Origin of the sequence: Roseivivax lentus, from assembly GCF_900156805.1 — a bacterium.
Classification (GTDB): domain Bacteria; phylum Pseudomonadota; class Alphaproteobacteria; order Rhodobacterales; family Rhodobacteraceae; genus Roseivivax; species Roseivivax lentus.
This window is the reverse complement of the sequence record NZ_FTOQ01000004.1, coordinates 100,073-126,027: the sequence shown is the minus strand read 5'-3', so window position 1 is coordinate 126,027 and position 25,955 is coordinate 100,073. Positions and strand designations below refer to the sequence as shown.

25 protein-coding genes are annotated in these 25,955 nt (G+C 66.8%); 12 read left to right on the top strand and 13 right to left on the bottom strand.

The window, feature by feature from the left end; genetic code table 11:
• Positions 1 to 3 precede the first annotated feature (3 nt).
• From nusA to BW990_RS09290, 4 genes are all read right to left on the bottom strand, one after another.
• Positions 4 to 1,626 carry a transcription termination factor NusA gene (gene nusA / locus BW990_RS09305; RefSeq protein ID WP_076447432.1) on the bottom strand — a complete coding sequence of 541 codons (1,623 nt, stop codon included), beginning with the start codon at positions 1,624 to 1,626 and terminating at the stop codon, positions 4 to 6.
• A 6-nt stretch (positions 1,627 to 1,632) separates the two neighbouring features.
• Positions 1,633 to 2,202, bottom strand: a complete 570-nt coding sequence (gene rimP, locus BW990_RS09300) for a ribosome maturation factor RimP (RefSeq protein ID WP_234990201.1) — start codon at positions 2,200 to 2,202, stop codon at positions 1,633 to 1,635.
• Positions 2,203 to 2,806: 604 nt separating this feature from the next.
• On the bottom strand, positions 2,807 to 3,094 hold the full coding sequence (locus tag BW990_RS09295) for an HU family DNA-binding protein (RefSeq protein ID WP_076447427.1): 288 nt from the start codon (positions 3,092 to 3,094) through the stop codon (positions 2,807 to 2,809).
• 126 nt (positions 3,095 to 3,220) lie between these two features.
• Positions 3,221 to 4,693 carry an AMP nucleosidase gene (locus tag BW990_RS09290; RefSeq protein ID WP_407690133.1) on the bottom strand — a complete coding sequence of 491 codons (1,473 nt, stop codon included), beginning with the start codon at positions 4,691 to 4,693 and terminating at the stop codon, positions 3,221 to 3,223.
• A gap of 119 nt (positions 4,694 to 4,812) precedes the next feature.
• Here BW990_RS09290 and BW990_RS09285 point away from each other — a divergent pair, with 119 nt between their 5' ends.
• Both BW990_RS09285 and BW990_RS09280 read left to right on the top strand, forming a co-directional pair.
• Positions 4,813 to 5,799, top strand: coding sequence for a DNA topoisomerase IB (locus BW990_RS09285; RefSeq protein WP_076447421.1), 987 nt, complete (start codon positions 4,813 to 4,815; stop codon positions 5,797 to 5,799).
• Positions 5,800 to 5,969: 170 nt separating this feature from the next.
• Complete coding sequence (locus BW990_RS09280) at positions 5,970 to 6,434, top strand: GNAT family N-acetyltransferase (protein WP_076447418.1); 465 nt, start codon at positions 5,970 to 5,972, stop codon at positions 6,432 to 6,434.
• A gap of 193 nt (positions 6,435 to 6,627) precedes the next feature.
• On the opposite strand, the gene BW990_RS09275 is transcribed toward BW990_RS09280, so the two are convergent.
• Positions 6,628 to 8,151: a DUF2125 domain-containing protein gene (locus tag BW990_RS09275; protein WP_083950536.1), complete on the bottom strand. Its 1,524-nt coding sequence runs from the start codon at positions 8,149 to 8,151 to the stop codon at positions 6,628 to 6,630.
• A 171-nt stretch (positions 8,152 to 8,322) separates the two neighbouring features.
• On the opposite strand from BW990_RS09275, the gene BW990_RS09270 reads away from it, so the two are divergent.
• Positions 8,323 to 9,072, top strand: a complete 750-nt coding sequence (locus tag BW990_RS09270; protein ID WP_076447416.1) for an SDR family oxidoreductase — start codon at positions 8,323 to 8,325, stop codon at positions 9,070 to 9,072.
• 145 nt (positions 9,073 to 9,217) lie between these two features.
• Here BW990_RS09270 and BW990_RS09265 read toward each other — a convergent pair whose 3' ends face one another.
• The 3 genes from BW990_RS09265 to BW990_RS09255 form a co-directional block, all read right to left on the bottom strand.
• The gene (locus BW990_RS09265) at positions 9,218 to 9,901 is read right to left on the bottom strand and encodes a GNAT family N-acetyltransferase (protein WP_076447413.1); all 684 of its coding nucleotides are present in this window, start codon (positions 9,899 to 9,901) and stop codon (positions 9,218 to 9,220) included.
• Positions 9,898 to 11,289, bottom strand: coding sequence for an aminotransferase family protein (locus BW990_RS09260; protein WP_076447411.1), 1,392 nt, complete (start codon positions 11,287 to 11,289; stop codon positions 9,898 to 9,900). The genes BW990_RS09265 and BW990_RS09260 overlap by 4 nt, the downstream gene beginning before the upstream one ends.
• 78 nt (positions 11,290 to 11,367) lie before the next feature.
• A complete protein-coding gene (locus BW990_RS09255; RefSeq protein ID WP_076447410.1) occupies positions 11,368 to 12,741 on the bottom strand; it encodes a multicopper oxidase family protein in 1,374 nt (457 codons plus the stop codon).
• A gap of 110 nt (positions 12,742 to 12,851) precedes the next feature.
• Between BW990_RS09255 and crcB the strand changes: the two genes are divergently transcribed.
• The 9 genes from crcB (at position 12,852) to BW990_RS09210 (ending at position 20,864) form a co-directional block, all read left to right on the top strand.
• Positions 12,852 to 13,229 carry a fluoride efflux transporter CrcB gene (crcB, locus tag BW990_RS09250; protein WP_076447981.1) on the top strand — a complete coding sequence of 126 codons (378 nt, stop codon included), beginning with the start codon at positions 12,852 to 12,854 and terminating at the stop codon, positions 13,227 to 13,229.
• The gene (locus tag BW990_RS09245) at positions 13,226 to 14,275 is read left to right on the top strand and encodes an RluA family pseudouridine synthase (RefSeq protein WP_076447409.1); all 1,050 of its coding nucleotides are present in this window, start codon (positions 13,226 to 13,228) and stop codon (positions 14,273 to 14,275) included. The genes crcB and BW990_RS09245 overlap by 4 nt, the downstream gene beginning before the upstream one ends.
• Positions 14,272 to 14,952, top strand: coding sequence for an HAD-IA family hydrolase (locus BW990_RS09240; RefSeq protein ID WP_076447408.1), 681 nt, complete (start codon positions 14,272 to 14,274; stop codon positions 14,950 to 14,952). Before BW990_RS09245 ends, BW990_RS09240 begins: the two co-directional genes overlap by 4 nt.
• The gene (locus BW990_RS09235; protein WP_076447407.1) at positions 14,949 to 15,683 is read left to right on the top strand and encodes an ATP12 family chaperone protein; all 735 of its coding nucleotides are present in this window, start codon (positions 14,949 to 14,951) and stop codon (positions 15,681 to 15,683) included. Before BW990_RS09240 ends, BW990_RS09235 begins: the two co-directional genes overlap by 4 nt.
• A gap of 172 nt (positions 15,684 to 15,855) precedes the next feature.
• Complete coding sequence (locus BW990_RS09230) at positions 15,856 to 16,869, top strand: amino acid ABC transporter substrate-binding protein (RefSeq protein ID WP_076447406.1); 1,014 nt, start codon at positions 15,856 to 15,858, stop codon at positions 16,867 to 16,869.
• 148 nt (positions 16,870 to 17,017) lie between these two features.
• Positions 17,018 to 18,235, top strand: a complete 1,218-nt coding sequence (locus tag BW990_RS09225; RefSeq protein WP_076447403.1) for an amino acid ABC transporter permease — start codon at positions 17,018 to 17,020, stop codon at positions 18,233 to 18,235.
• Position 18,236: 1 nt separating this feature from the next.
• On the top strand, positions 18,237 to 19,529 hold the full coding sequence (locus BW990_RS09220; protein ID WP_076447400.1) for an amino acid ABC transporter permease: 1,293 nt from the start codon (positions 18,237 to 18,239) through the stop codon (positions 19,527 to 19,529).
• A gap of 12 nt (positions 19,530 to 19,541) precedes the next feature.
• Positions 19,542 to 20,321 (top strand): amino acid ABC transporter ATP-binding protein, encoded by a 780-nt coding sequence (locus tag BW990_RS09215; RefSeq protein WP_076447397.1) that lies wholly within the window; start codon positions 19,542 to 19,544, stop codon positions 20,319 to 20,321.
• A gap of 129 nt (positions 20,322 to 20,450) precedes the next feature.
• Positions 20,451 to 20,864 (top strand): DUF7282 domain-containing protein, encoded by a 414-nt coding sequence (locus BW990_RS09210; protein ID WP_076447394.1) that lies wholly within the window; start codon positions 20,451 to 20,453, stop codon positions 20,862 to 20,864.
• A gap of 130 nt (positions 20,865 to 20,994) precedes the next feature.
• Here BW990_RS09210 and BW990_RS09205 read toward each other — a convergent pair whose 3' ends face one another.
• The 5 genes from BW990_RS09205 to yidC form a co-directional block, all read right to left on the bottom strand.
• Positions 20,995 to 21,486: a SixA phosphatase family protein gene (locus tag BW990_RS09205; protein ID WP_076447392.1), complete on the bottom strand. Its 492-nt coding sequence runs from the start codon at positions 21,484 to 21,486 to the stop codon at positions 20,995 to 20,997.
• Positions 21,487 to 21,490: 4 nt separating this feature from the next.
• Complete coding sequence (argB, locus tag BW990_RS09200; protein WP_076447389.1) at positions 21,491 to 22,378, bottom strand: acetylglutamate kinase; 888 nt, start codon at positions 22,376 to 22,378, stop codon at positions 21,491 to 21,493.
• Positions 22,379 to 22,448: 70 nt separating this feature from the next.
• Complete coding sequence (gene yihA / locus BW990_RS09195) at positions 22,449 to 23,102, bottom strand: ribosome biogenesis GTP-binding protein YihA/YsxC (protein WP_076447387.1); 654 nt, start codon at positions 23,100 to 23,102, stop codon at positions 22,449 to 22,451.
• Positions 23,099 to 23,845, bottom strand: coding sequence for an MOSC domain-containing protein (locus BW990_RS09190; RefSeq protein WP_076447384.1), 747 nt, complete (start codon positions 23,843 to 23,845; stop codon positions 23,099 to 23,101). Before BW990_RS09190 ends, yihA begins: the two co-directional genes overlap by 4 nt.
• Positions 23,842 to 25,671, bottom strand: a complete 1,830-nt coding sequence (gene yidC / locus BW990_RS09185) for a membrane protein insertase YidC (protein WP_076447382.1) — start codon at positions 25,669 to 25,671, stop codon at positions 23,842 to 23,844. The genes BW990_RS09190 and yidC overlap by 4 nt, the downstream gene beginning before the upstream one ends.
• Between the last annotated feature and the right edge of the window lie 284 nt (positions 25,672 to 25,955).

The window sequence follows — 25,955 nt, the reverse complement described above, 5'->3', positions numbered from 1 at the left end:
CGGTCACACCTCTTCGGTCTCTTCCGAGCCCTCATCGGCCTCGGTATCGTCCGCCTCGGCCTCGAGCTCGGTCGGATCGACCCAGCCCAGAAGGACGCGCGCGGTCATCACCATGGTCTGCGCTTCCTCGAGGCTGACATCGAAGGGTTCGAGCACGCCGTCATCCTTGACGCGCTGGCCGTCGATCGTGGTCCAGCCGCCGGCCAGCTCCCAATCGGCACAGGTGGCGAAGTCCTCGAGCGTCTTCACGTCGTCCTTTGCCAGCGCCTCAACCATCTGGGGTGTGAGGCCCTCGAATTCAATGAGGCTGTCCTCGGCACCGAGGGCGCGGGCGCGTTCCAGCGCCTCGGCGGCCTGCGCCTCGAGCACGTCGCGGGCGCGCGCCTGCAGTTCCTCGGCGGTCTCCTCGTCGACGCCGTCGATCACCGTGAGCTCGTCAAGCTCCACGTAAGCCACCTCTTCGAGGTTGGTGAAGCCTTCGGAGACCAGAAGCTGGGCGAAGAACTCGTCCACGTCGAGCGCGCCCACGAAGAGCTGCGTGCGCTCCTCGAATTCCTTCTGGCGGCGCGCCGATTCCTCTTCCTCGGTGAGGATGTCGATATCGAGCCCGGTGAGCTGCGAGGCGAGACGCACGTTCTGGCCGCGCCGGCCGATGGCCAACGACAGCTGCTCGTCGGGGACCACGACCTCGATGCGCTCGGCATCCTCGTCGAGGACCACCTTGGAGACTTCGGCAGGCTGCAGCGCGTTGACGAGGAAGGTCGGCATGTCCTCGTTCCACGGGATGATGTCGATCTTCTCGCCCTGCAGCTCGTTCACGACGGCCTGAACGCGGCTGCCGCGCATACCGACGCAGGCGCCGACGGGGTCGATGGAATTGTCGTAGGAAATCACACCGATCTTCGCGCGCGAACCGGGATCCCGGGCCACGGCCTTGATTTCGATGATGCCGTCGTAGATCTCGGGCACTTCCATCTTGAAGAGCTCGGCCATGAATTCCGGTGCCGTCCGCGACAGGAAGATCTGCGGACCGCGCACTTCGCGGCGCACATCCTTGATGTAGCAGCGGATGCGGTCGTTCGGACGGTAGCTTTCGCGGCCGATCTTCTCGTTGCGGCGCAGGATGCCCTCGCCACGGCCGATATCGACGATGACGTTTCCGTATTCCTCGCGCTTGACGATGCCGTTAATGATCGTGCCCGCGCGGTCCTTGAACTCTTCGTACTGGCGGTCGCGCTCGGCTTCGCGGACCTTCTGCAGGATCACCTGCTTGGCCGATTGCGCGGCGATGCGGCCCAGCTCCACCGGGGGGACTTCCTCTTCGTAGGTGTCGCCCACCTTCGGATCGGCCATGTATTGCTTGGCCTGCTCGACAGTGAATTCGGCCTGGTAATTCTCGACGGCGTCATCCTCGACGACGGTGCGCACGCGGGTGAAGGTGGCCTTGCCGGTGCGGCGGTCGATCTTCACCCGGATGTCCATCTCGGCGCCGTAGCGGGACTTCGCGGCCCGGGCGAGGCTTTCCTCCATCGCCTCGACTACGAGGCCGGGGTCGATCATCTTTTCCCGCGCGACGGCCTCTGCGGTCTGCAGAAGCTCCAGCTGGTTGGCGGATGTGATGGCCATCGTCTCTTACTCCTCGGTTTGGCCGTCCTCGGCCTCGATTTCGTCGTACTTGCTTTCGTCGATGGCCTGCGCCTTGCGGGCCTTCAGCATCTCGCGAATGAGCTCGTCGGTCAGCACGAGCTTGGCATCGGCGAGCCAGTCGAATTTCAGCCCGACGGTGCCCGCCTCGATATTCACCAGCACCTCGTCCTCCTCGACGCCCGCGAGCACGCCCTTGAAGCGCTTCTGCCCGTCGATCAGATCATGCGTCTCGAGCTTGGCCTCGTAGCCTTCGAAGGTCTCGAAATCCTTCAGCCGGGTCAGCGGCCGGTCGATCCCCGGCGACGAGACCTCGAGCGTGTAGGCATCAAGGATCGGATCCTCGACATCGAGCGTCGCGGACAGCGCGGTCGAGATCTGGGCGCATTCATCGACCTCGATGCCGCCCTCGGGGCGCTCGGCCATGATCTGCAAGAGCGGCGTCTTGCCGCCCTGCAGGCGCACGCGCACCAGCTCGAAGCCCATATCCTCGATCACGGGTGTGGCGATCTCGGCGATGCGCTTGTCCATGGCGGTCTTGGCGATCAGGTCGGTCATGATGTCCTGTGCGGGTCGGGCGTGGGCTTGGGAACCGGACGCAAAAAAACGGGCGCGCGGCCCGTCAATGAAGTCCGGTGGAGCGTCGGGTTTGGACCCCAGCGCGCCGCTGTTGAGAGGCATATACGTATGCCGCCCCGAGTCTGCAAGGGAAAAGGGCGGGCAGGGCGGTCGCGCGGTCGTCCGATTGGCTTTAGGTCCCCGGGGTCGCGGCCGAGGACGACTCTTGGAGCGCCTGCGGGGCGCGTGGTCCCCGAGCGCGGGATCGAGGCCGCGTGCTGCCGCCGCGCCAAGCGCCTGCTCGCTCGGGCGGGCTGGCGCGCTCGAAACGCCGGCGCGTCGCTCCTTCTGCGCGGCGATACCCGGAGATCAAGAACAACCGCTCGACCGTTGTGGCGCCACCCCGCGGGCAGGCGTCTACCTGCGGCGCTTGTGGTACTGCGCGGGCAGGCGTCGACGCGCGATGTCCTTGGCCGGTTGCACCAGGACGCGCCCGGTGCCGGCGAAGGGTGCGGTCCGCAGGAACCCCGCATTCCCGGTCCCCGAAAGGAAAAGGACCGCGCCTCTCGGCACGGTCCCTCAAATCGCGTCACGCGGAAGCGGATCAGCCGTTGACGCTGTCCTTCAGGGCCTTGGCGATGGTCATCTTGACCTGTTTGTCGGCCTCTTTCTTGAACTGCTCGCCGGTCGCGGGGTTGCGGACCATGCGCTCGGGGCGCTCGCGGCAGTAGATCTTGCCGACGCCGGGCAGGGTCACTGCGCCGCCGGCGGCAACTTCGCGGGTGATGATGCTGGTGATGGCGTCGAGCGCCTCGCCTGCGGATTTCTTGTCGCTGTCCATCTCTTCCGCGAGTGCGGCGACGAGCTGGGTCTTGGTCATCGGCTTTGCCATTTTTGTCTCCTTTGCCTCTCCCCATTGGGGCCTTGGGCGCCATTAGAACCGCATCTTGCGTTTAAACACAACGATTAGCGTTCCGGTTTATCCGGAAAACAAGCACTTTTTACGTGTGCCGTGCCTTCAAAGAAAGGCTGTTTCGTCGAAACTACGCAGTTTTCGGCTGTGAATCCGCGATAGCGGCATTTCGCGCAGGACTTCCATGGCGCGGATTCCGATCCTCAGATGGCGCGTAACCTGCGTCTTGTAGAAGTCCGAGGCCATGCCGGGCAGCTTCAATTCGCCGTGCAACGGCTTGTCCGACACGCACAGAAGCGTGCCGTAGGGCACCCGGAACCGGAAGCCGTTGGCGGCGATCGTGGCGCTTTCCATGTCGAGCGCGATGGCCCGCGATTGCGACAGGCGCTGCACGGGCCCGTGGGTTTCGCGCAGTTCCCAGTTGCGATTGTCGACGCTGGCCACCGTGCCGGTGCGCATCACGCGCTTGAGGTCGTAGCCCTGAAGCTCGGTCTCGACCGCCACCGCCTCTTCGAGCGAGGTCTGGATTTCGGCCAGCGCGGGGATCGGCACCCAGACCGGCAGATCGTGATCGAGCACCCGGTCCTCGCGCAGATAGGCATGGGCCAGCACGAAATCGCCCAAGGATTGCGAGTTCCGAAGCCCGGCGCAATGGCCGACCATGATCCAGGCATGCGGGCGCAGCACCGCGATATGGTCCGTCGCGGTCTTCGCGTTGGAGGGGCCGACGCCGATATTGACCAGCGTGATGCCCGACCCGTTGGCGCGCTTCAGATGATAGGTCGGCATCTGCGGCATCTTGGGGCTGGAGGGCAGCGGCGCATCCGCAGAGGTGATCTCGGCATCGCCCGTCGCCACGAAGCTCGTATAGCCGCTGTCGGGATCGGCGAGTGCGGCGCGGGCATAGGCCTCGAACTCGGTCACGTAGAACTGGTAGTTGGTGAAGAGCACGTGGTTCTGGAAATGCGCGGGATCGGTCGCGGTGTAATGCGCGAGCCGCGCCAGCGAGTAATCCACGCGCTGCGCCGTGAAGGGGGCAAGCGGCTCGGTGCCGTCGGGCCGGGGCTTGACCAGCCCGTTGACGATATCGTCGTTGGTCGTGCTGAGGTCGGGCACGTCGAAGACGTCGCGCAGGATGAAATCCGCGGCCCCTTCCTGCGGCACGGTCACGCCCGCGCGGTTGGCCACGGCGAAATGCACCGGCATCGGCGTGTCCGACAGGCCGATCTGCACCGGCACGCCGTGATTGTCGATCAGCAGGCCGATCTGCTGCTCGAGATAGGCGCGGAAGAGATCGGGCCGGGTGATCGAGGTCGCATGCACGCCCGGCGCGGCCACGTGGCCGAAGGCGAGACGGCTGTCGACCTTGGCGAAACTCGTCGTGGCGATCCGCACCTCGGGATAGAAGGCACGGAAGCGCACGCCCGGATGGCCGGTCTCGATCGCCGATTGGAACCGCTCGCAGAGAAACGTCGTTGCCGCATCGTAGAGCGCGCAAAGCCGGTCCACCGCCGCTTCGGGGGTGTCGAAAAAGGCAGGCTCCGGCGCGTCGGGGGTGACCAGTTCCACACCGCCCATGTAATCCTGCATCGAAGCCTCTCGTCCTGTTTTGCGCACCGTGACAGCTTGCCCGGGCAGGATCAATAAGCCGCGCGGCCCGGCGGGAACCGCAGTCGCGCGGGCGGCGTTTTCCGCCCATGCAGGATCTTCCCACGCTCACCTATTTCCCCGACAGCCGTCCGGGCATCACCCGGCGCCGGCAGGGGCGGGGCTGGCGCTATTTCGCGCCCGACGGCACCGGGATCGACGCCAAGGACGAACGCAAGCGGCTCAATGCGCTGGCGGTGCCGCCGGCCTACAGCGATGTCTGGATGTGCCCCGATCCGCGGGGCCACCTGCAGGCGACGGGCCGCGACGACCGGGCGCGCAAGCAATACCGCTACCACGAGGACTGGACCGCCTTCCGGGCGCGCAAGAAATTCGACCATCTGGCCACGTTCGGCGAGGCGCTGCCCGCGCTGCGCCGGCGTATCCGGCGCGACCTGCGGGACGGCACGGCGGGCGATCACGACTTTGCAATCGCGGCGATCCTCGCCCTTCTGGACCGGGCCAATCTGCGTGTCGGCAATCCCGATTACGCGCGGCGCAACCAGACCTTCGGCGCGACGACGCTGCGCCCTCGGCATCTGCAGCTCGACGGCGGCGAGGTGCAGCTCGATTACCGCGCCAAGGGCGGCGATCAGGTGCGCAAGCGGCTGCGCGACCGGACGCTGAACCGGGTGCTCGAACGGCTCGACGATCTGGGCGGGCCCACGCTCGTGTCGTGGGAGGATTCCGACGGCACGTCCCGCGCGGTGGGCTCGGACACGATCAACCAGCGGCTTGCGGACTGGACCGGGCAAGAGGCGATCAGCGCCAAGACCTTCCGCACCTGGAACGGCACCGTGGCGGCCTTCGACGTGGCGACGCGCAACGAGACGCTTTCCATCAAGGCGATGACGGAGGCCGCGGCGGAGCGGCTGCACAACACCCCCGCCATCTGCCGCACGAGCTACGTGCATCCGTGGGTGATCGCGCTGTCGGAGACGCCCTTCGAGACCCGCCGCCGCTATCTGGAGACCGCGCCCGAGACGCGCGGGCTCCGGCAGGCGGAAGCGGGGCTTCTGGCGCTCTTGTCGGAATAGGGCGGCTTTTCATCGCCCGCGGCTCGTCTATGGTGCCGCGCCATTCATCAGCCACCCGAACGAGCCCGCATGATCCACTCCCGCACCGTCTCCCGTCCATGCCTCGCGCGGATCCCTGAACAGGTTGACCGGGATCGCGCGGCCCGCACGCGCATCCCGCGGCAGGCCCGATGATCGACGCCCTGTCCATCACCCGCGTCGATCCGCGCGATGCCGGGGCGATTGCCTGCCTGCGCGAATATTACGGCGAGCTTGACGCGCGTTTCCCGCAAGGCTTCGACGTGTCCCTGTCCGCCGATCCCGAGGCCGCCAGCCTGCGCCCGCCGCGCGGCGCCTTCCTGTTGGCGCTGTGCGACGGACGCCCGGTGGCCTGCGCCGGGCTGAAAGGGCACGGGGCCTGGGGCGAGGTGAAGCGCGTCTGGGTCGCGCCCGAACGGCGCGGGCAGGGCATCGCCCGACGGCTCATGGCCGCGATCGAGGAGGAGGGACGGCACCTCGGCATGCTGCATCTGCGCCTCGATACGAACAGCAGCCTGCCGGAGGCCGTGGCGATGTACCGCGGGTTCGGCTGGACCGAGATCCGGCGCTTCAACGATGACCCTTATCCGGACGTCTTCTTCGAACGGCGGTTGTAGGGCGCTGACACGGGTCGGCGTGGCGGGGCTGCGGATATGTGTCTTGGCGCGCGGCAGCGGCCAGTTCCAGAGTTGGATTCGCCGGCACTCTGACGACGGCGGCCGGAAAGGCGATGTCGGGTGTCGGCCGCCGAAGAAAAGGCCCCGGATCATCTCCGGGGCCTCCTGTCTCGAAGCTGTTGCCGCCCGATCCTCAGCGCAGCCGCTGTCCGTTGGCCAGGACCTGCCCGTCCTCGGTGATCGTCACCGTCGAGGACAGCGTGTCCGGCCCGTCGCCCGGGACCGAGAACATGGAGATCATCATCCGCGCGCCCATCGCGTCCTCGTTCGTCAGGATGCCCATCTCGATCAGCTTGTCGATCAGCGCATTGGCGCCCCGCAGCGACATCATCGCCTCGCCCTCGGGGGCGGGCATGCCGTCGAAGGTCTCGAGGTCGCTGTTGTCGAAGGTGAAGGCGCCCTCGGCGGTGAGTTCGGCGCCCGCGGCCTCGAGCCGCACCGCGTTGATCGTCACCGCGTTCAGCGCGCCCGGCGGGCCGTCGAGATCCTCCATCGCCTCGGGGTCGAGGATCGACAGGAAGGTGGTGACCTCGCCGGCCACGTCGATAAGCAGCGAGGCGGGATCGCGCGGCAGGATCTCGGTCGGATCGAACATCATCCAGATCATGTCGGCCACTTCGAGACCGCTCAGCTCGATCAGCATCTGGAAGTCCTGCGGGTCCTCCGAGGCGGTGACCGGCACGTCGAAGCCCATCTTCAGCGCGTCGATCGCCGCGGTGACCGGGAAGGGCAGGTCGGGCACCGTGACCGACATGTCGATATTGTCGGCACCGATGCCGTAGCTCAGCCCGTCTTCGGACATGGACACGCTGAAGCTGCCGTCGCTCGAGGAGGTGCTGCCCTCGACCGGCGCGCCGTCGGAGGTGCCGCTGAAATTCGACTGGCCCGTGGCGTAGGAGAAGCTGCCCTCCACGTCGAGCCCGGCCGCGATCATCGCGTCGCCGGTCATCTGGCCGCTCATCTGCGGGATGTCGCCGCCGCCATCGAGCACCACATCGGTCATCGCGCCCGTGAGGCTGCCGGTATCGCCGCTGTCGGGATCGGTGAAGCTGACCTCGTAGGACAGGCTTTCGGCCTGCATCCGCTGCGTGAGCCGCATCAGGTCGCCGTAGGTCATCTGCATCTCGCCGGTCATCTGCGCGATGCTGAAGCGTCCGCTGCCCATCTCGGGCGGTATCGGGTCGCCATCCACGACGATCTCGTCGAGCGCGATGCCGAGCGTCTCGGCGGACAGCGCGTAGCGCTGGTCGTCGTCGCTGCCCGAGGCGAGGATGGTCAGGCCGGTATGGGTGTAATCGAGCGCCACCACCGTCTCGGGCTGATCGTTGGCATCCGTGGTGATGGTGATCGGCATGCTTTCGGGAAACAGGATCAGCACCGTGCCGTCGCCCTGGTCCTCGAAGGTGACGCGGTCCGCCTCGAAGACCAGCCGGGTCTGCTCCTCGGGCATCTCGATGGTCGCGGTCAGCCCCTCGACGATCACGTCGCCGCCGCTGTCGGCGCGGTCGGCCTCCACGGTGTAGCCCGAGGTTTCCAGATACGCGCGCAGGCCCTCCCACACCGCTTCCGGCGTGACATCGGCGGCGGCCCCGAGCGGGACGAGCGCGCCTGCCGCGAAAGCGGGGGCCGCCAGAAGCGTGCGAATGGGATGTGACATGGGGGTTCCTTCCCGCGGATGGACAAATCAAACTGCGGTCAGCTTCCGTCCTGTCCGATCCGGGGTCAAGGGGTGGACCGGACGCGGTCGGGCGGGGTCTCGACTGGGGCTGGACCGGAGGGGTCCGGCCCGCTACCCAGATTGCGCAACCCGGCAGGAGGAGTGAAAGCCATGGATTTGACCGGAAAGACGGCGCTCATCACCGGGGCGAGCCGCGGGATCGGCGAGGCCGCAGGGCGCCGCTTCGCCGAGGCCGGCGCGCGGGTCGTGCTGATCGCGCGCGGCGCCGACCGCATCGCCGAACTCGCCGGAGAGATCGGCGCCGATGCCATCGCCATCCCCTGCGATATCTCGCGCTACTGGGAAATGGCGCAGGCAGTGGAGAAGACCGTGGAGACCTTCGGCAGTCTCGATATCCTCGTCAACAATGCCGGCGTGATCGAGCCCATCGCGCATATGTCCGAGGTCGATCCGGACGGCTGGGGCAGCGTCATCGACGTGAACCTCAAGGGCGTCTTTCACGGCATGCGCGCCGCGCTGCCGGTGATGCGGGAGCAGGGCGCGGGCACCATCCTGACCATCGGATCGGGTGCCGCGCATGGCCCGGTCGAGGCCTGGTCGGCCTATTGCGCCTCGAAGGCCGGGGCGCTGATGCTCACCCGCATGGCCGACAAGGAAAACCGCGATGCCGGTCTGCGCGCGCTGTCGCTGTCCCCCGGCACCGTGGCCACCGAGATGCAGCGCGAGATCAAGGCCTCGGGGATCAATCCGGTGAGCCAGCTCGACTGGTCCGACCACATCCCGCCCGAATGGGTGGCCGAGGCGCTTTTGTGGATGTGCGGGCCGGAGGCGGATGCCTATCTCGGCGCGGAAGTGTCGCTGCGCGATCCCGATATCCGCCGCGCGGTGGGCGTCGGCTGAGGCGAAGATCGACGCGATCTTCGCGGCGCAATCCGGCGCGGATTGCGGGCCCGCACGGCAGGCACGGGCGGCGCTCACCCCCGAGCGGCGCCGAAAACCGCGTCGATTTTCGAGCGGGAATTCCGCGTCGGAATTCCCCGGCAGGTCAGCCCGCGAGCGGGCGCTTCTGACGCCCGCTTTCGTCGAAGTTCCCTGGTGACAGCCACGCCTCGAGCCGGGCCTGCAGGGCGGGCCATTCGCTGTCGAGGATGGAAAACCACGCCGTATCGCGGTTGCGCCCCTTCGAGACCCGCGCCTGCCGGTGCGTGCCTTCGTAGGTGAAGCCCAGCCGCTCGGCAGCCCGGCGCGACGGCGCGTTCAGCGCGTCGCATTTCCACTCATAGCGGCGATAGCCCAGATCGAAGGCCTGGCGCATCATCAGGTGCATCGCCTCCGTGGCCATGACCGTCCGCTGCAGGCGCGGCGAGTAGGTGATCCAGCCGACCTCCACGCTGCCCATCTCCGGGTCGATGCGCAGGTAGCTCGCCGTGCCCAGCGGGGTTCCGCCCGCATCCAGGATGCTCACGAACAGCGGATCGCGGCTTGTGGCCATCTCCGCCAGTCGCGCGCGCATCTCGGCGGCATCGCGCGGCGGCGCCAGCGGCAGATAGGTCCAGTTCCGCCCCTCTTCGTCCTCGCGATAGGCGGCAAAGAGCGCCTCGGCGTGATCGGGCCGCGCCGCGGTCAGGCGGCAGGTCCGGCCCGTCATCTCGGTGCCCGGTGCCGCGCAGGGCAGCGCGGTCGTGACGAGCGGTCCGACCGGCTGGCCGAACGCGTTCGTCTCGCTCATCCGAAGACGCGGGTCAGCGCGCCGTCGACGCCGTCGATGATCTGGTCGATATCGTCCTTCGTGGCGATCAGCGCGGGCGAGAAGCAGAGCGTGTTGTTCTTGCCGGGCACGGAACGGTTCGTGGCGCCGATGATCAGCCCCTGTCCCATGCAATCGGCCACGACCGCTTTCACGCGCGCCTCTTCCACCGGGTCCTTCGTGTCGCGATCGGTCACCAGCTCCGCGCCGAGGAAAAGACCCTTGCCGCGCACGTCGCCGATGATCGCGTGCTTGCCCTTCAGCTCCTCGAGCCGCTCCAACATGTACGCGCCCATCCGGGTCGTGCTGCCCAGAAGGTCCTCGTCCTCGATGATGCGCATGTTCTCCATCGCCGCGGCGGGTCCCGCCGTGCAGCCGCCGAAGGTGGAGATGTCGCGGAAGTAGTCCATCGGATCGGCTGCGTCGGTCTTGAACATGTCGAAGACCGCCTCGGTCGTGGTCAGACAGGCGATGGCCGCGTAGCCCGAGGCCACGCCCTTGGCCATCGTGACCATGTCGGGCTCGACCCCGTAATGCTGGTAGCCGAACCAGGTGCCGGTGCGGCCCACGCCGCAGACGACCTCGTCGATATGCAGCAGGATGTCGTATTTGCGGCAGATCTCCTGCACGCGCGGCCAGTAGCCCTCGGGCGGGACGATCACGCCGCCGCCGGCGGTCACCGGCTCGAGGCAGAGCGCGCCCACCGTGTCGGGGCCTTCGCGCAGGATCACCTCCTCGATCTGGTTCGCGGCCCATTCACCGTAGTTTTCGACCGGCGCGCCGTCCTGTTCGTGGCGGCGATATTCGAGGCAATGCGGCACCCGCACGAAGCCCGGCGCGAAGGGGCCGTATTGCGCGTTGCGCTCGTCCTGCCCACCCGCAGAGAGGCAGCCGATCGTGGTGCCGTGATAATCGCGGTCGCGGTAGAGGATCTTGTGCTTCTTGCCGCCATGGCGTTTGTGCGCGATCTGGCGGACCATCTTGAAGGCCTTCTCGTTGGCCTCGGAGCCGGAGTTGCAGTAATAGACGCGGCTCTGCCCGGGCATCTTCTCGATCAGCCGCTCGGCAAAGAGCGCGCCCGGCACGGTGCCCGCCGCCCCGGCGAAATAATTCATCTTGCAGAGCTGGTCATAGACCGCGCGCGCGATCTCCTCGCGGCCATAGCCCACATTCACGGTCCAGACGGCACCCGAGACGGCATCGAGATGCTCCTTGCCGTTCTGGTTCCAGACCCGCATCCCCTTGCCCTCGATGAGGATGTTTGGATCCGAGGTCTCCCACGGCTTGTGCTGGCTCAGGTGATGCCAGACATGCGCCTTGTCGGCGGTGACGATGTGGGACAGGTCGTTCGCGGTCAGTGTGCCGTCCATGGGAGCCTCCCGATCAGGCGGAAAATTTGATCATATCCTCAAGCCTTGGCGCAAAGGCCCGAGTCGCGCAAGTCCGCCTCAGGCGGTCACGCGGATGAAAGAGCCCATGCCGCCCGCATGATGGCCCAGCATGTGGCAATGAAACAGCCAGTCGCCCGGATTATGCGCGGCGAAGGCGACCTCTTTCGTCTCGTCGGGCCCGAGCAGGATCGTGTCGCGCAGCGGCCCGAGGCCACCATCCGGCAGCACCTCGGCGAAATGCATGCCGTGCAGGTGCATCGCGTGCGGAAACGCGCTGTCATTGGCCATGCCGAGGCGCACGCTCTGCCCGAGGGCGACCTCAAGCAGCGGCGTCGCATCGCGCCCGGCCTGCGCGTTGATCGCCCAGACCATGCCGCGCTGCGCCAGTTCCCGCCCCGAAAGCATCTCTCCGTCAAGGCGCGCCTCGGCGAGGCCCCGCATCGCGCCGCCTTCCAATAGCACGCGTTGCGGCACGGCATTCGCGAGATCGATGGGAAACTCGGGGTTGGGCGGCAGGGGTTTCGGCGCATCGCGCCGCGCGTTGCCGCCGGGCGTGACGGTGAAGCTCGCCTGCGCATAGCCGCCCGTGCGGTCGAAATGCAGCAGGAACGCCTCGGCCTCGTCGGAGGTCACGTCGACGAAGAGATCGACGCGCTGGGCGGGTGCGAGGGTCAACGGGTCGACGACCTTCCGAGGCTCCGCCAGCGGCATCCCGTCAAGCGCCATCACCCAGCCGTCGAGACCCATCAGCCCCAGCGTGAAGATCCGCGCATTGGCGGCGTTGATGATCCGGAGGCGCAGCCGCGCATTGCGCGCGACCTCGAACCGCGCCTCGGGGGCGCCGTTGGTCAGCACCACGTTGCCGATCCGGCCCGCATGGGCGCGGTCGTGCAGGTTGTCGAAATCGGCGGTGATCTGCGCGTCGCGCCCCAGCCGGATATCGTCGATGACCAGCGTCAGGTCGGCGTCGACATCCGGGGCCTCGGGTTCCTCGACGATCAGGGCGCCGTAAAGCCCGCGCTCCACCTGTTCGACGCTTTGCGCGTGGGAATGATACCAATGCGTGCCCGCATCGGGCAGGGCGAAGTCGTAATCGAAGCTGCCGCCCGGCGGGATCGGCTCCTGCGTCAGGCCCGGAACGCCGTCCATCGCGTTCTCGATGCGGATGCCGTGCCAATGCACCGCGGTCGGGTCGGGCAGGTTGTTGGTGACCCGCCATTGGAACCTTTCGCCCTGCGCGTGGCGGATTTCGGTGCCGGGCAGCGTGCCGTTGAAGGTCCAGAGATCGGTCGCGGCCATGTCGCCGGGGGCGATCTGCGCCGCGGACGGCCCCATATCGAGCAGCGGAAAGGCGGCGCGGGCGGCCCGGGGCAGGGCACCGAGCGCGGTGGTGGCGGCGAGACCCTGAAGGACATGGCGACGTGACAACATGCGGGATGCTCCTGTGTTGGGCGCAAGATAGCCCCTCCGCGCGGCGGTGGAAATGGCCGCTGCGGCCTGCGCCGCTTGACAATGTCGTGGTTGAGGGCGATGCGCCGGGCATGACGGCAACGCTTCTTCAGGTGGCGCTCGGCGGGGCGCTGGGTGCTGTGGCCCGGTATCTGACCGGCTTGGCCGCGCTGCGCGCGATGGGGCACGGCTTTCCCTGGGGGACGCTGACGGTCAATGTCGTGGGCTCGTTCCTGATGGGCGTGCTGGTCGTGGTGCTCGCGCATCTCGGCGGCACCCGGTTCGCGCCGTTGCTGATGACGGGCTTTCTCGGGGGGTTCACCACCTTTTCGGCCTTCTCGCTCGACGCGGTCACGCTCTATGAACGCGGCGCGCTTGGCGCGGCGGCGGGCTATGTCGCGGCTTCGGTCATCCTGTCGCTGGCGGCGCTGGCCGCGGGCCTTCTTCTTGCACGGAGCATTGCACAATGAGCGGCGTCCAGACCCTGACCATCGGCCCCGGCGACGGCGACCAGCGGCTCGACCGCTGGCTGAAGCGGCTGTTTCCGCATCTTGCCCAGGGCCGGATCGAGAAGATGTGCCGCAAGGGCGAATTGCGCGTCGATGGCGGCCGGGTGAAGGCCAATTTCCGGCTGCAGACCGGCCATCAGGTGCGCATCCCGCCGATCCCCGCGCCGGATGCCGATGTGGCGGTCGCGCGTCCCAAGCCGAAGGTCTCGGATGCCGATGCAGAGATAATCCGCGACTGCGTGATCTGGCAGGACGATCACATCATCGCGCTGAACAAGCCGCCGGGCCTGCCGACGCAGGGCGGATCGAAGCAGACGCGGCACGTGGACGGCCTCTCCGAAGCGCTAAAATTCGGCTATGACGAGAAGCCGCGCCTCGTGCACCGGCTCGACAAGGACACGTCGGGCGTGCTGCTTCTGGCGCGCACGCGCGAGGTCGCGAAGGACCTGAGCGCCGCGATCCGCCACAAGGAGACGCGCAAGATCTACTGGGCGCTCGTCGCGGGCGTGCCGACGCCATATCTGGGCGAGATCCGCTTCGGGCTCGTGAAGGCGCCGGGCCACGGCAAGGGGGGCGAGGGCGAGAAGATGCACGCGGTCCATCCCAGCGAGATGAACAGCACGCCGGGCGCGAAGCGGGCGCATACGCTTTATGCCACGCTCTACCGCGTGGCGAGCCGCGCCGCCTGGGTCGCGATGGAGCCCATCACCGGGCGCACCCACCAGCTGCGCGCGCATATGGCCGAGATCGGGCACCCGATCATCGGCGACGGCAAATACGGCGGCTCGGGGCAGGAGAACCTCGGCGATGGCTGGGGCGCGCAATTGGGCGGCATCATCAGCCGCAAGCTGCACCTGCACGCCCGCACCATGGGTTTCGTGCATCCGGTGACGGGCAAGCCCGTGGTCATCCACGCGCCGCTGCCCAAGCACATGGCGGAAAGCTGGGAGACGCTCGGCTGGGAGGAAAGCTACGCCGCCGAAGATCCGTTCGAGACCCTGCGGTGAGTGCCGATCTGCGCCTCGTCGTCTTCGACGTGGACGGCACGCTGGTCGACAGCCAGGCCGATATCCACGCCGCGATGATCGACGCCTTCGCCAGCGCCGAGCTGGCCGCGCCCGGGCGGGCCGATGTGCTGGGCATCGTCGGGCTGTCGCTGCCCGAAGCGATGGCCGAGCTGGCCCCCGGGGTCGATGCCGCGACGCGCCTGCGGATGGTCGAGGCCTACAAGAACGCCTATGCCACCCGGCGCAAGACCGTCGGCGCCGCCGAAGGCTCGCCGCTCTTTCCCGGCGTGCGCGACGTGCTCGATGCCGTTCACGCCGTGCCGCATTGGCTGCCGGGCATCGCCACGGGCAAGTCGCGCCGCGGGCTCGATGCGCTGCTGGACGGGCACGGGCTGCGCGGGCGCTTCGTGACCGAACAGGTCTCGGATCACCACCCCTCGAAGCCGCATCCGGCGATGCTGCACGCGGCCTTGTCCGAGACGGGCGTCGCGGCGCGGCACGCGGTGATGGTCGGCGATACCGAGTTCGACATGGCGATGGCGCGGGCCGCGGGCATGGTGGCCATCGGCGTCACTTGGGGCTATCACCCGGCCCCGCGCCTCGCCGAGGCGCATCACCTGATCGACGATATCGCGGTGCTACCCGCGCTGCTGAAGGACATATGGGGCGAGACATGAGTGCTTGGGCGATGAAACGCTTCTGGACGGAAGCGCGCAGCGAGAAGACGGAGGAGGGCTGGCGCGTGCTGCTCGATGACCGGCCGATCCGCACGCCGGCCAAGGCGCCGCTCATCGTGCCGCATGCCGCCTTCGCCGACGCGATCGCCGCGGAATGGGACAAGCAGGAAGAGGCAATCGATCCCTCCGTCATGCCGGTCACGCGCAGCGCCAATGCGGCCATCGACAAGGTGCGCCACCAGCATGCCGAGGTGGCCGACATGCTGGCCGCCTATGGCGACAGCGATCTGCTGTGCTACCGCGCCGAGACGCCCGCCGATCTGGTGGCGCGGCAGGCGGCGATCTGGGACCCCTATCTCGACTGGGCGGCAGACGCGCTGGCCGCGCGGCTTCAGCCGCGCACGGGAATCATGCACGCGGCGCAGGACCCCGCGACGCTCGCGCGGCTGCGGGAAAAGGTGCATGCGATGGATGCGTTCGGGCTCGCGGCGTTTCACGATCTCGTGTCTCTCACCGGCTCGCTGGTCCTGGGTTTCGCAGCGACGCACGGCTTCGCGCCCGAACCGGTCTGGGCCGCCTCGCGCCTCGACGAGGATTACCAGGCCGAGTTATGGGGCGAAGACGAGGAAGCGGCGGAGATGGCGGCCCATAAGAGGGCTGCGTTTCTGGACGCGGGCCGGGTTTGGCGTCTGTCGCGCGGTCAAGCTGCGGACATCGACCGGCCCTGGTGATGAAATCCTGTGCAGCGCTTGTTTTGAAGGCGCTTTGGGTTGACCTCGCTGGCGGAATGCGACCAAAGTTGCCCACGCTCGGCGGCAGATCGCCCGGGCGAACCCTAAAACGCGTCCCGACAAGGGGCGCAGAGGCCGCCCGAAGAGTGGCGGAAAACAGGAAGAGGTAAATATGAAGAATAGCGTATTTCTTGGCGCGTTGACCGCCGCCGGCCTGACCGCCGGCGTTGCTGGCGCTGCCACGCTGGACGACGTCAAAGAACGCGGAACCCTCAATTGCGGTGTGACCACCGGTCTCGTCGGCTTTGCGGCACCTGACGCCAACGGCGAGTGGGGCGGTTTCGACGTCGGCGTGTGCCGTGCCGTCGCGGCGGCCGTGCTCGGCGATCCGACCGCGGTCGAGTTCGTGCCCACGACCGGCAAGACGCGCTTCACCGCACTCGCCTCGGGCGAGATCGACATGCTGGCCCGGAACACCACCTGGACCTTCTCGCGCGATGTCGACCTGAAGTTCGAATTCGTCGGCGTGAACTACTATGACGGTCAGGGCTTCATGGTTCCGAAGGCGCTGGGCGTGTCCTCGGCGACCGAGCTCGACGGCGCCACCGTCTGCATCCAGACCGGCACCACCACCGAGCTGAACCTCGCGGACTACTTCCGCAACAACAACATGGAATACACGCCGGTCCCGATCGAGACCAACGCGGAAGCCCAGCAGCAATACCTCGCGGGCGCCTGTGACGTGTACACAACCGACGCATCCGGCCTCGCGGCAACCCGCGCTGCCTTCGAATCGCCCGGCGATCACGTTGTTCTGCCCGAGATCATCTCGAAAGAGCCGCTGGGCCCGCTCGTGCGTCACGGCGACAACGACTGGGGCGACATCGTGCGCTGGACCCTCAACGCGCTGATCGCGGCGGAAGAGTACGGCATCACCTCGGCCAATATCGACGAGATGTCGGCCAGCGGGAACCCCGAGGTGAAGCGTATCCTCGGCAGCGAAGGCGATCTCGGCGCGATGCTGGGCCTCGACGCCGAATGGGCCAAGCGCGCCATCGGTGCCGGCGGCAACTACGGTGAGCTCTTCGCCAAGAACATCGGCGAATCGACCCCGATCGGCCTGTCGCGCGGCCTGAACGCGCAGTGGACCGAAGGTGGCCTGCTCTACGCACCGCCGTTCCGCTAAGTTCGGACTTCGGAAGGGCGCGGGCATCACACCCCGCGCCCTTTCACCATCAAGACCTGACGCTTCACGACGATAAACAATCCAGGCCAGTCAGCACCGGATCAACCGGGCGGCGCCACGGACCTGGAAAGCCCCAGGGATACCCCTCATGACGACACTCAGCGATCCCCCGCAGAGCGCGTTCAAGCCGTCTATGCTGCTGAACGACACGCGGTATCGAGGCTACACGTTCCAATTCATCGCGCTTGTCTGCGTGGCCGCGCTGTTCGCCTATCTGGGCTCGAACCTGGCCCAGAACCTGCGCGACGCGGGCCTGGTGATCTCGTTCGATTTCCTCGGCGAGCCGGCGAATTACGACATCAACCAGACTCTGATCGAATACAACAACCAGATGGACCATTGGCGGGCGGCGCTGGTGGGCGTTCTGAACACGCTTCTGGTCTCGTTCCTGGCCTGCATCACCGCGACCGTCATCGGCGTCTTCGCGGGCGTGGCGCGGCTGTCGCAGAACTGGCTCGTGCGCAAGCTGATGTCGGCCTACGTGGAGGCGTTCCGCAACGTCCCGGTGCTGATCTGGATCATCATCATCTTCACCGTCATGACCGCGGTGATGCCCTCTCCACGCGATTTCCGGGGCGAGGACGCGGCCGCGTCGATGGTGCTGTTCGACAGCGTGGCCTTCACCAATCGCGGCGTCTACATCCCGAAACCGATCTTCGCGCCCGGCGGCTGGTCGGTGATCTACGTCTTCCTGGCCGGCGTGGTCGGGGCGTTCTGGTATCGCCGCTACGCCACCAAGCTGCTTTATGCGACCGGCAAGCTGCTGCCCATGGGCTGGCCCGCGCTCGCCATCGCGTTCGTCCCGGCGATCCTGGTGTTCTTCATCCTCGGGCGCCCGATCACGCTGGAATATCCCGAGCTTGGCGGCTTCAACTTCCAGGGCGGCATCAACATCCTCGGCTCGCTGATCGCGCTGTGGTTCGCGCTGGCGATCTATACCGGCGCCTTCATCGCCGAGAACGTCCGCGCGGGCATCCTGTCGGTGTCCAAGGGCCAGACCGAGGCCGCGGCCTCGCTGGGCCTGCGCCCGAACCGGATCATGAACCTCGTGATCCTGCCGCAGGCGCTGCGGGTCATCATCCCGCCGCTCATCTCGCATTACCTCAACATCACCAAGAACTCCTCGCTGGCGATCGCGGTTGGCTACATGGACCTGACCGGCACGCTGGGGGGCATCACCCTCAACCAGACGGGCCGCGCGATCGAGTGCATCCTGCTGCTGATGGCGTTCTACCTGACGATCAGCCTGTCGATCTCGGCGGTCATGAACGTCTACAACAAGTCCGTAAGCCTGAAGGAGCGCTGAGATGGCCGATACCCATGCCCATTCCGTGCGCTTCGTGCGCGAAACCATGCTGCCGCAGCAGGAACCGCCGGCGGCGGAACGCGGTGCGGTCAAGTGGATGCGCCAGAACCTGTTCTCGAACCTGCGCAACTCGATCTTCACGCTGATCGCGATCTACTGCGTCTACTGGCTGGTGACCTCGCTCTATCCGTGGTTCGCCAACGGCATCTGGGACGCGCCGTCGATCCGCGCCTGCCGCGAGATCCTCGAGGGCGACGTGGGCGGCTGCTTTGCCGTCCTGACGGAGCGCTGGAACCAGCTTCTCTTCGGCTTCCAGTACCCGAGCGAGCTTTACTGGCGGCCGACCCTGGCCTTCCTGCTTTTGTTCATCGCCATCGCACCGGTGCTGTTCCGCAAGGTCTTCCCGGCGCAGATGCTGATCTTCACCGCGCTCTACCCGTTCATCGCCTATTACCTGATCTGGGGCGGGTCGATCCTGGTGCCGGTCATGGCGCTTCTGGGCTTCGTCGCGGGCTACATGGTCTATGCGCGGCTGGTCACGCAAAGCTTCGCGATGGGCTTCTTCGGCGGCATCATCGCGGCCTTCGTCGTCTGGTGGCTGACCGGCCTCGTCGGGGAATCGACCTTCCTCGCGCTCGAACCGGTCGCCTCGCGGAACATGGGCGGCTTCATGCTGAACCTGATGCTGGGCACGGTCTGCGTGTCGCTCTCCATCCCGTTCGGCATCGCGCTGGCGCTGGGGCGGCAATCGAGCATGCCGATCATCAAGTGGATCTGCGTGATCTTCATCGAGTTCGTCCGCGGCGTGCCGCTGATCACGCTGCTCTTCGTGGCCAGCGTCGTCCTCGCCTACTTCCTGCCGCCGGGCGCCAATTTCGACCTCTTCGTGCGGGTGGTGATCATGATCACCATGTTCGCCTCGGCCTATATCGCCGAGGTGATCCGGGGCGCGCTCGCGGCGCTTCCCAAGGGCCAGTACGAGGCGGCCGACAGCCTCGGGCTCGATTACCCGCAGGCGATGCGGCTCATCATCCTGCCGCAGGCGCTGAAGATCTCGATCCCGGGCATCGTCAACGTGGCGGTGGGCCTCTTCAAGGACACGACCCTCGTGTCGATCATCTCGATGTTCGACCTCGTGGGCATGATCCGCGGTCCGATCCTCGCCTCGACCGAATGGAACGGCGTCTACTGGGAGCTTCTGGGCTTCGCCGCGCTGCTGTTCTTCGTCGTCTGCTTCGGCATCTCCAAATACTCGCAGTGGCTCGAAAAAGAACTTGCCACCGACCACCGTTAAGAGGGCTCTGACATGAACCAGACAGCCGCACAACATGCCGACATGAAGGTCTCCGACGAGGTCGCGATCTCGATCGAGAACATGAACAAGTGGTACGGTACCTTCCACGTGCTGCGCGACATCGACCTCACCGTCTATCGCGGCGAGCGGATCGTGATCGCGGGGCCCTCGGGCTCCGGCAAGTCCACGCTCATCCGCTGCATCAACGCGCTGGAAGAGCACCAGAAGGGCCGGATCGAGGTGGACGGGACGGTGCTGTCCTCGGACATCAAGAACATCGACGCGATCCGCTCCGAGGTCGGGATGGTGTTCCAGCACTTCAACCTGTTCCCGCACCTGACCATCCTCGAGAACTGCACGCTGGCCCCGATCTGGGTGCGCAAGACGCCCAAGAAAGAGGCCGAGGAAACCGCGATGCACTTCCTCGAGAAGGTGAAGATCCCCGAACAGGCGGACAAGTATCCGGGCCAGCTTTCGGGCGGTCAGCAGCAGCGCGTGGCGATTGCCCGCTCGCTCTGCATGCGCCCGCGGATCATGCTCTTCGACGAGCCCACATCGGCGCTCGATCCCGAGATGATCAAGGAAGTGCTCGACACCATGGTCGAGCTCGCCGAGGAAGGCATGACCATGCTCTGCGTGACGCACGAGATGGGCTTCGCCCGGCAGGTGGCGAACCGCGTGATCTTCATGGACCAGGGCCAGATCGTCGAGCAGAACGAGCCCGAAGAATTCTTCAACAACCCGCAGAACGAGCGGACGAAGCTGTTCCTGAGCCAGATCCTCGGCCACTGAGCCCGTATCTCAACCGAAATCGCCAAGACGCCCGCGCATATGTCGCGGGCGTCTTTTTTTTGCGACATTTCTGAAACTCGACCCGCCGCCGCTCCGTGTCTCCAGCACAACCCACAAAGGAGACATTCCATGCGACTGACACTTTCCACGGCCCTCTTCTCCGTCCTCGGCGGTGCTGCCTTCGCCGCAGCCCATGCCATGGCACCCGCCATCGAAGCCGCCGATCAATCGGTCGAGAACGGCGTGGTCAGCGCGTCCAAGATCGTCGCCGACCAGAACGGCTGGCTCGTCGTGCACCGCACCGACAGCGAGATGAAGCCCGGCCCGGTCGTCGCCCATGCGCCGATCCGCAAGGGTGAGACCACCGACGTCGCCGCCATCCTGACCGAGGACGTGGCCGCGGGTGACATGCTGATGCTGATGGTGCACGCCGAAGAGGGCGGCATGCAGACCGGCATCTTCGAATACACGCTGGGTGCCAAGGAAGACGGTCCCATCCGCGTCGATGGCAACCTCGTCATGACGGTCGTCACCGCGCAGTAAGCGCGCAAGGCCGTCCGGGAACAGAGCCGTTGCCGCCCCCGGCTTCGGCTCTGTTCTCATTTCTCATGTCCGAAGGGCGATCTCAGGGCGCTCTGCCGTCTTGCGGGACCACCGGCGGAGGAGTGCGGTCTCAGGGATCGAGCAGTTCCCGCGGCACGACGAAATCCGCAACCCGCCCGGTGCCGGTCTCGAGCTCGGACCAATCGTCGATATCGAACTCGGCGACCAGCGTCGCGCCGGTGGGATAGTCGCGGAAGCGCGGGTGATCCGGCGCCTCGGCGACGCAGAGATCCGCCATGTAGGCGATGCCCGGATTGTGGCCCAGCATCAGCACGGTCTCGGCGGTTTCCTGGCGCAGCTCCGTCAGCATCTGCTCCACATCCGCCAGATAAAGACCGCGCGTCCGGCGCACGTCGCAATCCAGATCGAGCCGGCCGAAGGTCTCAATCGTGCGCATGGCCGAGGACACGACCGCCGCATCGGGCAGGTGCCCGGTCTGCCGCAGCCAGCGGCCCAGTGCCGTCGCCGACTTGCGCCCGCGTCCGTTGAGCGGGCGGTCGTGATCCTCGACGCCCGGCTGCCAGTCGGACTTGGCATGGCGCATGAGGATCAGCCGCCGCATCGTCTCAGCGCCTCCGGGGCGGCAGGTCCGCCGCCTTGATGAGTGAGCCCGCGCCGTGCTCGGTGAAGAGCTCCAGCAGGCAGGCATTGGGCACCGTGCCGTCGAGGATGACGACGCCGCGCACACCGCGCTCCAGCGCGTCGAGGCAGGTCTCCACCTTGGGGATCATGCCGCCCGCGATCGTGCCGTCCTCGATCATCGCGCGCACGTCCTCGGGGGTCAGCGCGGTGACGATGTCGCCGTCGCGCCCTTTGACGCCGGGCACATTGGTCAGCAGCAGCAACCGGTCCGCCTCGAGGGCGCCTGCGACGGCACCCGCCGCCGTGTCACCGTTCACGTTGTAGGTTTCCGCAGGATCCATGCCGGTCGCCACCGGCGCGATGACCGGGATGATGCCCGCGCCCATCAGGTCGCGCAGCACCTGCACGTTCATCTCGATCGGGCGTCCGACCCAGCCGAGATCCGGATCGTCCGCCTCGCAGACGATGAGGTCGTCATCCTTGCCCGAAAGGCCCACCGCGCGGCCGCCCTCATCCATGATGGCCTGCACGATCCGCTTGTTCACGAGACCGGTCAACACCATCTCGACCACGTCGACGGTGGCCTTGTCGGTCACGCGCTTGCCGCGCACGAAGGTCGATTCGATGCCGAGCCGGCCCAGCATCTCGTTGATCATCGGGCCGCCGCCATGGACGACCACCGGATTGATCCCGACCTGCCGCATCAGCACGATATCGCGGGCGAACTCGGCCATGGCCGGGGCGTCGCCCATGGCGTTGCCGCCGAATTTCACCACCACCACGGCGCCGGAATAGCGCTGCATGTAGGGCAAGGCCTCTGAGAGGGTGCGGGCCGTGGCGTGCCAGTCTCGGTTCATGTCCTGGGTCTTCATCCGTGGGTCCGGAAACGGGTATGCCCCGGGTTTATCGGGTGTCCTGCCGCTGCGTGCAAGGGCGCGTCGCTCAGCCGAGACCGGCGATGATCGTGCGCAGCTCGGTGATGCCGTCGCCCTTTTCCGCCGAGGTCAGGACGATCTCGGGATAGGCGGCGGGATGGGTTGCGAGCTTGGTGCGCACCTGGTCCAGCACCTTGTCGCGCTCGGAGGGCTTGATCTTGTCGGCCTTGGTCAGGACGGCCTGGAAGGTGACCGCGCTCTGATCGAGGCGCGACAGGATATCCTCGTCCACCGACTTGATGCCGTGGCGCGCGTCGATCAGCACGAAGGCGCGGCGCAGGTTGGCCCGGCCCGACAGGTATTGCTTGAGCAGGCGCTGCCACTTCTCGACTACGGGCAGCGGCGCGTTTGCGTAGCCGTAGCCCGGAAGATCGACGATGTAATGGCTCTCGCCCAGCGTGAAGAAGTTGATCTCCTGCGTCCGGCCCGGCGTGTTCGAGGCCCGCGCGAGGCCCTTGCGGCCCGTGAGCGCGTTGATGAGGCTCGACTTGCCGACATTGGAGCGCCCGGCGAAGCAGACCTCGGCCCGGTCGCCCGGGGGCAAGCCGTCCATCGCCACGACGCCCTTGAGGAACTCCGCGCCGCGCGCGAAGAGCAGCCGCGCCTCCTCCGCCTCCCGCGGATCCGGTGCTTCGACAAGGGGGAAGGGAAGCGAGGTCATGTGACGATCTCCAAACCGGCGCCGAGCGCCACGGTGCCGCCCTCGATCACCTCCGCGCGGACCGAGAAATCCTGGTGGTTCCAGCTTTCGAGCGCGCCCAGCGTGTCGGCGTCGATCTTGCCGGTTTCGGGATTGGCCGTCGTGGCCCGGCACCGATCGGTGCGTTCGCGCACTTGCAGGACTGCATCGCCGATCCGGACTTTCCGGTCCAGCCAATCGAACTCCTCCCACGGGGCGAGGCCGTCAAGCCAGATATTGCCGCGCCAGCGGTGGATCGACAGGGTCTGTCCCAGTCGCTGCTCCACCGCGCGGTGCGAGGTCAGGTTGCACAGCGTCACCGACGGGAAACCGCTGTCGGTCCATCCCGGATGCGCCGCCCGGACCACGCGCGCGGGGCGGGGCCGGTTCTCGGGCACGAGCGGGGCCATCCACGCGACGATGGCGGCGCCCTCATTGTCCGGATCGGCGGTTAGTGACGGCAGGTCCGGGTGGCTGAGCGTGACCTTCCCGGTGGTGTCGTCGAACTCCGCGGTGACCGCCATCATGCCCGGCGATTGCGCCACGCGGCTGAAGTTCATGCAGGGCGCCCATGCGTCGCCGTTCACCTGGGCCGCATCATGCGCGACGGCCCACCGGCGGTCCCCCGGTATGATCTCGCCCGCCGCCAAAGACACAGCCTCGAGCGCTTCGCGCCCGAGGCTCTTGATCGGATGCCGCCACAGCGAGGTGACGCGGCCGGTCATGTCTTGTCCGAGCCCTTCTTCCGGAAGCTCGACAGGATGTTTCCGAAGACGTCGGGCTTGTATCCCTGGCTGCGCATGATCGCGTATTGCTGGGTGAAGGTGATCGTGTTGTTGGCGATCCAGTAGACCACGAGGCCCGAGGCGAACCCGCCCAGCATGAACATGAAGACCCAGGGCATCCAGGCGAAGATCATCGCCTGCGTCGGATCGGTCGGCGCCGGGTTCAGCTTCTGCTGCAGCCACATCGAGATGCCGAGAAGCAGCGGCAGGATGCCGATGAAAATGAGCGCCATAATGGATTGCGGATCGGGCGCGCCCCAGGGCAGCAGCCCGAAGAGATTGAAGATCGAGGTCGGATCCGGGGCCGAGAGGTCCTGGAAGGGGCCGAAGAACGGCGCGTGGCGCAGCTCGAGCGTGACGAAGATCACCTTGTAGAGCGAGAAGAAGATCGGGATCTGCAGAAGGATCGGCAGACAGCCCGAGGCGGGGTTCACCTTTTCCTTCTTGTAGAGGCTCATCATCTCCTGCTGGAGCTTCTGGCGGTCGTCGCCGGCGCGCTCCTTGATCTTCTCCATCTCCGGCTGCAGCTCCTTCATCTTCGCCATGGAGACGTAGGACTTGTAGGCAAGCGGCAGCAGCAGCGCCTTGATCAGCAGCGTCAGCGTGATGATCGCCACGCCCATGTTCCCGATCACGAGGTTGAGCTCGTGCAGCACCCAGAAGATCGGCTTCGTGAGGAAGAAGAACCAGCCCCAGTCGATGGAATCGAGGAAACGCTCGATCCCGTTCTCCTGGTATTCGCGGATCGCTTCCCATTCCTTGGCGCCGGCGAAGAGCTGGGTCGTCACGGTCGTGCCCGCGCCCGGGGCCAGCTCGACCGTCGGCAGGACCGCCTCGGTCTGGTAGATGTCGCGGCCGGCATCGTATTTCGCCGAGGCGCGGAACCCGGTGCCGGGGCTCGGGACGAGCGTCGCCATCCAGTAATGATCGGTGAAACCGATCCAGCCGTTCTCGGTCACCGGGAAGGTTTCGGCCTGCGCGCCGAGGCCGGGGGCGGGAGGCAGATCGGTCATGTCGCCCCAGTCGATCTCGGTCAGCTCGCCATCGGTCATGGCGATGGCACCTTCATGCAGGATGAAGAAGTTCTTGGCGTTCACCGGCTCGCCGTGGCGGGCGAGGATGCCGTAGGGGGCCAGCCGACGGGTGCCGTCGGTGGGATTCTCGACCGATTGCGTGACGGTGAAGAGGTAATCCTGATCGACGGCGATCTCGCGCCGGAAGGTCAGGCCCGCGGGGCTGTACCAGGTCAAGGTCACCGGATTGTCGACGGTCAGCGTGTCGCCCGAGGCGAGCTGCCATTCGGTGTTCGGACCTGGCACGTCGTCGAGCGTGAGGCCCGCGCCCGGCGCCCAGCCATAGAGCGCGTAATAGGCCGAGGGCCCGCCGGCCGGATTGAACAGGTGGACGATTTCGGAATCGTCCTCGATGGTCTCGGTGTAATCCTTCAGCGACAGATCGTCGATCCGCCCGCCGAGCAGCGACAGCGATCCCACGAGACGCGGCGTGTCGATCTGGACGCGCGGCACATCCGAGGCGCTGTCGGCCACGCCGGGCTGCGCGGCGGTGTCCGCGCCCGCGCCGGTGGGGGGCGGTGCCGATTGGGGCACGGAGGCGGTGTCGCCGGTGGCCTCGATGCCGGTTTCGGCGACCGTGGGCGCGTTTGGGTCCTCGACCGCGTCGGGCGGGGGAAACAGCAGGAACCAGACGAGGATCACGGCAAAGCTGAGCGCCGTCGCGATGAGTAGGTTCTTGTTCTGATCGTCCATTTGGACCCGTATCCGTGCTTGCTGCAAGTGGTGTCGGGTTCAACAGACCAAGGGACAGAAGGTCAAGTCGATTCGGGTCCCGCACCGGCTGGCGGGGCGGCAATCACCGGATCGTCAGGCCTTGTGCGGCGGCTGCGCCGTCTCGCTGGGCGCTGGGATCGGATGGATGCCGGGTCTTTGAGAGGGAGTGGACGATGGTGCAGGCGGGCTGATCGTCTGCCAGCCGCTGGGCTTGGGTGGTTCCTTGGCGTTTCGGTCAGAAGCCGGTATTTCGCCACGCCGCG

Excerpts from the sequence above, each read along its gene's own strand:
- yihA (WP_076447387.1), bottom strand. The coding sequence starts at position 23,102 with ATGACCTCGCTTCCCTTCCCCCTTGTCGAAGCACCGGATCCGCGGGAG.
- BW990_RS09295 (WP_076447427.1), bottom strand. The coding sequence starts at position 3,094 with ATGGCAAAGCCGATGACCAAGACCCAGCTCGTCGCCGCACTCGCGGAA.
- BW990_RS09255 (WP_076447410.1), bottom strand. The coding sequence starts at position 12,741 with ATGTTGTCACGTCGCCATGTCCTTCAGGGTCTCGCCGCCACCACCGCG.
- BW990_RS09215 (WP_076447397.1), top strand. The coding sequence starts at position 19,542 with ATGAACCAGACAGCCGCACAACATGCCGACATGAAGGTCTCCGACGAG.
- rimP (WP_234990201.1), bottom strand. The coding sequence starts at position 2,202 with ATGACCGACCTGATCGCCAAGACCGCCATGGACAAGCGCATCGCCGAG.
- BW990_RS09235 (WP_076447407.1), top strand. The coding sequence starts at position 14,949 with ATGAGTGCTTGGGCGATGAAACGCTTCTGGACGGAAGCGCGCAGCGAG.
- BW990_RS09290 (WP_407690133.1), bottom strand. The coding sequence starts at position 4,693 with ATGGGCGGTGTGGAACTGGTCACCCCCGACGCGCCGGAGCCTGCCTTT.
- BW990_RS09205 (WP_076447392.1), bottom strand. The coding sequence starts at position 21,486 with ATGCGGCGGCTGATCCTCATGCGCCATGCCAAGTCCGACTGGCAGCCG.
- BW990_RS09285 (WP_076447421.1), top strand. The coding sequence starts at position 4,813 with ATGCAGGATCTTCCCACGCTCACCTATTTCCCCGACAGCCGTCCGGGC.
- yidC (WP_076447382.1), bottom strand. The coding sequence starts at position 25,671 with ATGGACGATCAGAACAAGAACCTACTCATCGCGACGGCGCTCAGCTTT.
- BW990_RS09260 (WP_076447411.1), bottom strand. The coding sequence starts at position 11,289 with ATGGACGGCACACTGACCGCGAACGACCTGTCCCACATCGTCACCGCC.
- BW990_RS09270 (WP_076447416.1), top strand. The coding sequence starts at position 8,323 with ATGGATTTGACCGGAAAGACGGCGCTCATCACCGGGGCGAGCCGCGGG.
- crcB (WP_076447981.1), top strand. The coding sequence starts at position 12,852 with ATGACGGCAACGCTTCTTCAGGTGGCGCTCGGCGGGGCGCTGGGTGCT.
- BW990_RS09190 (WP_076447384.1), bottom strand. The coding sequence starts at position 23,845 with ATGACCGGCCGCGTCACCTCGCTGTGGCGGCATCCGATCAAGAGCCTC.
- BW990_RS09230 (WP_076447406.1), top strand. The coding sequence starts at position 15,856 with ATGAAGAATAGCGTATTTCTTGGCGCGTTGACCGCCGCCGGCCTGACC.
- BW990_RS09280 (WP_076447418.1), top strand. The coding sequence starts at position 5,970 with ATGATCGACGCCCTGTCCATCACCCGCGTCGATCCGCGCGATGCCGGG.
- BW990_RS09275 (WP_083950536.1), bottom strand. The coding sequence starts at position 8,151 with ATGTCACATCCCATTCGCACGCTTCTGGCGGCCCCCGCTTTCGCGGCA.
- BW990_RS09245 (WP_076447409.1), top strand. The coding sequence starts at position 13,226 with ATGAGCGGCGTCCAGACCCTGACCATCGGCCCCGGCGACGGCGACCAG.
- nusA (WP_076447432.1), bottom strand. The coding sequence starts at position 1,626 with ATGGCCATCACATCCGCCAACCAGCTGGAGCTTCTGCAGACCGCAGAG.
- BW990_RS09210 (WP_076447394.1), top strand. The coding sequence starts at position 20,451 with ATGCGACTGACACTTTCCACGGCCCTCTTCTCCGTCCTCGGCGGTGCT.
- BW990_RS09225 (WP_076447403.1), top strand. The coding sequence starts at position 17,018 with ATGACGACACTCAGCGATCCCCCGCAGAGCGCGTTCAAGCCGTCTATG.
- argB (WP_076447389.1), bottom strand. The coding sequence starts at position 22,378 with ATGAAGACCCAGGACATGAACCGAGACTGGCACGCCACGGCCCGCACC.
- BW990_RS09265 (WP_076447413.1), bottom strand. The coding sequence starts at position 9,901 with ATGAGCGAGACGAACGCGTTCGGCCAGCCGGTCGGACCGCTCGTCACG.
- BW990_RS09220 (WP_076447400.1), top strand. The coding sequence starts at position 18,237 with ATGGCCGATACCCATGCCCATTCCGTGCGCTTCGTGCGCGAAACCATG.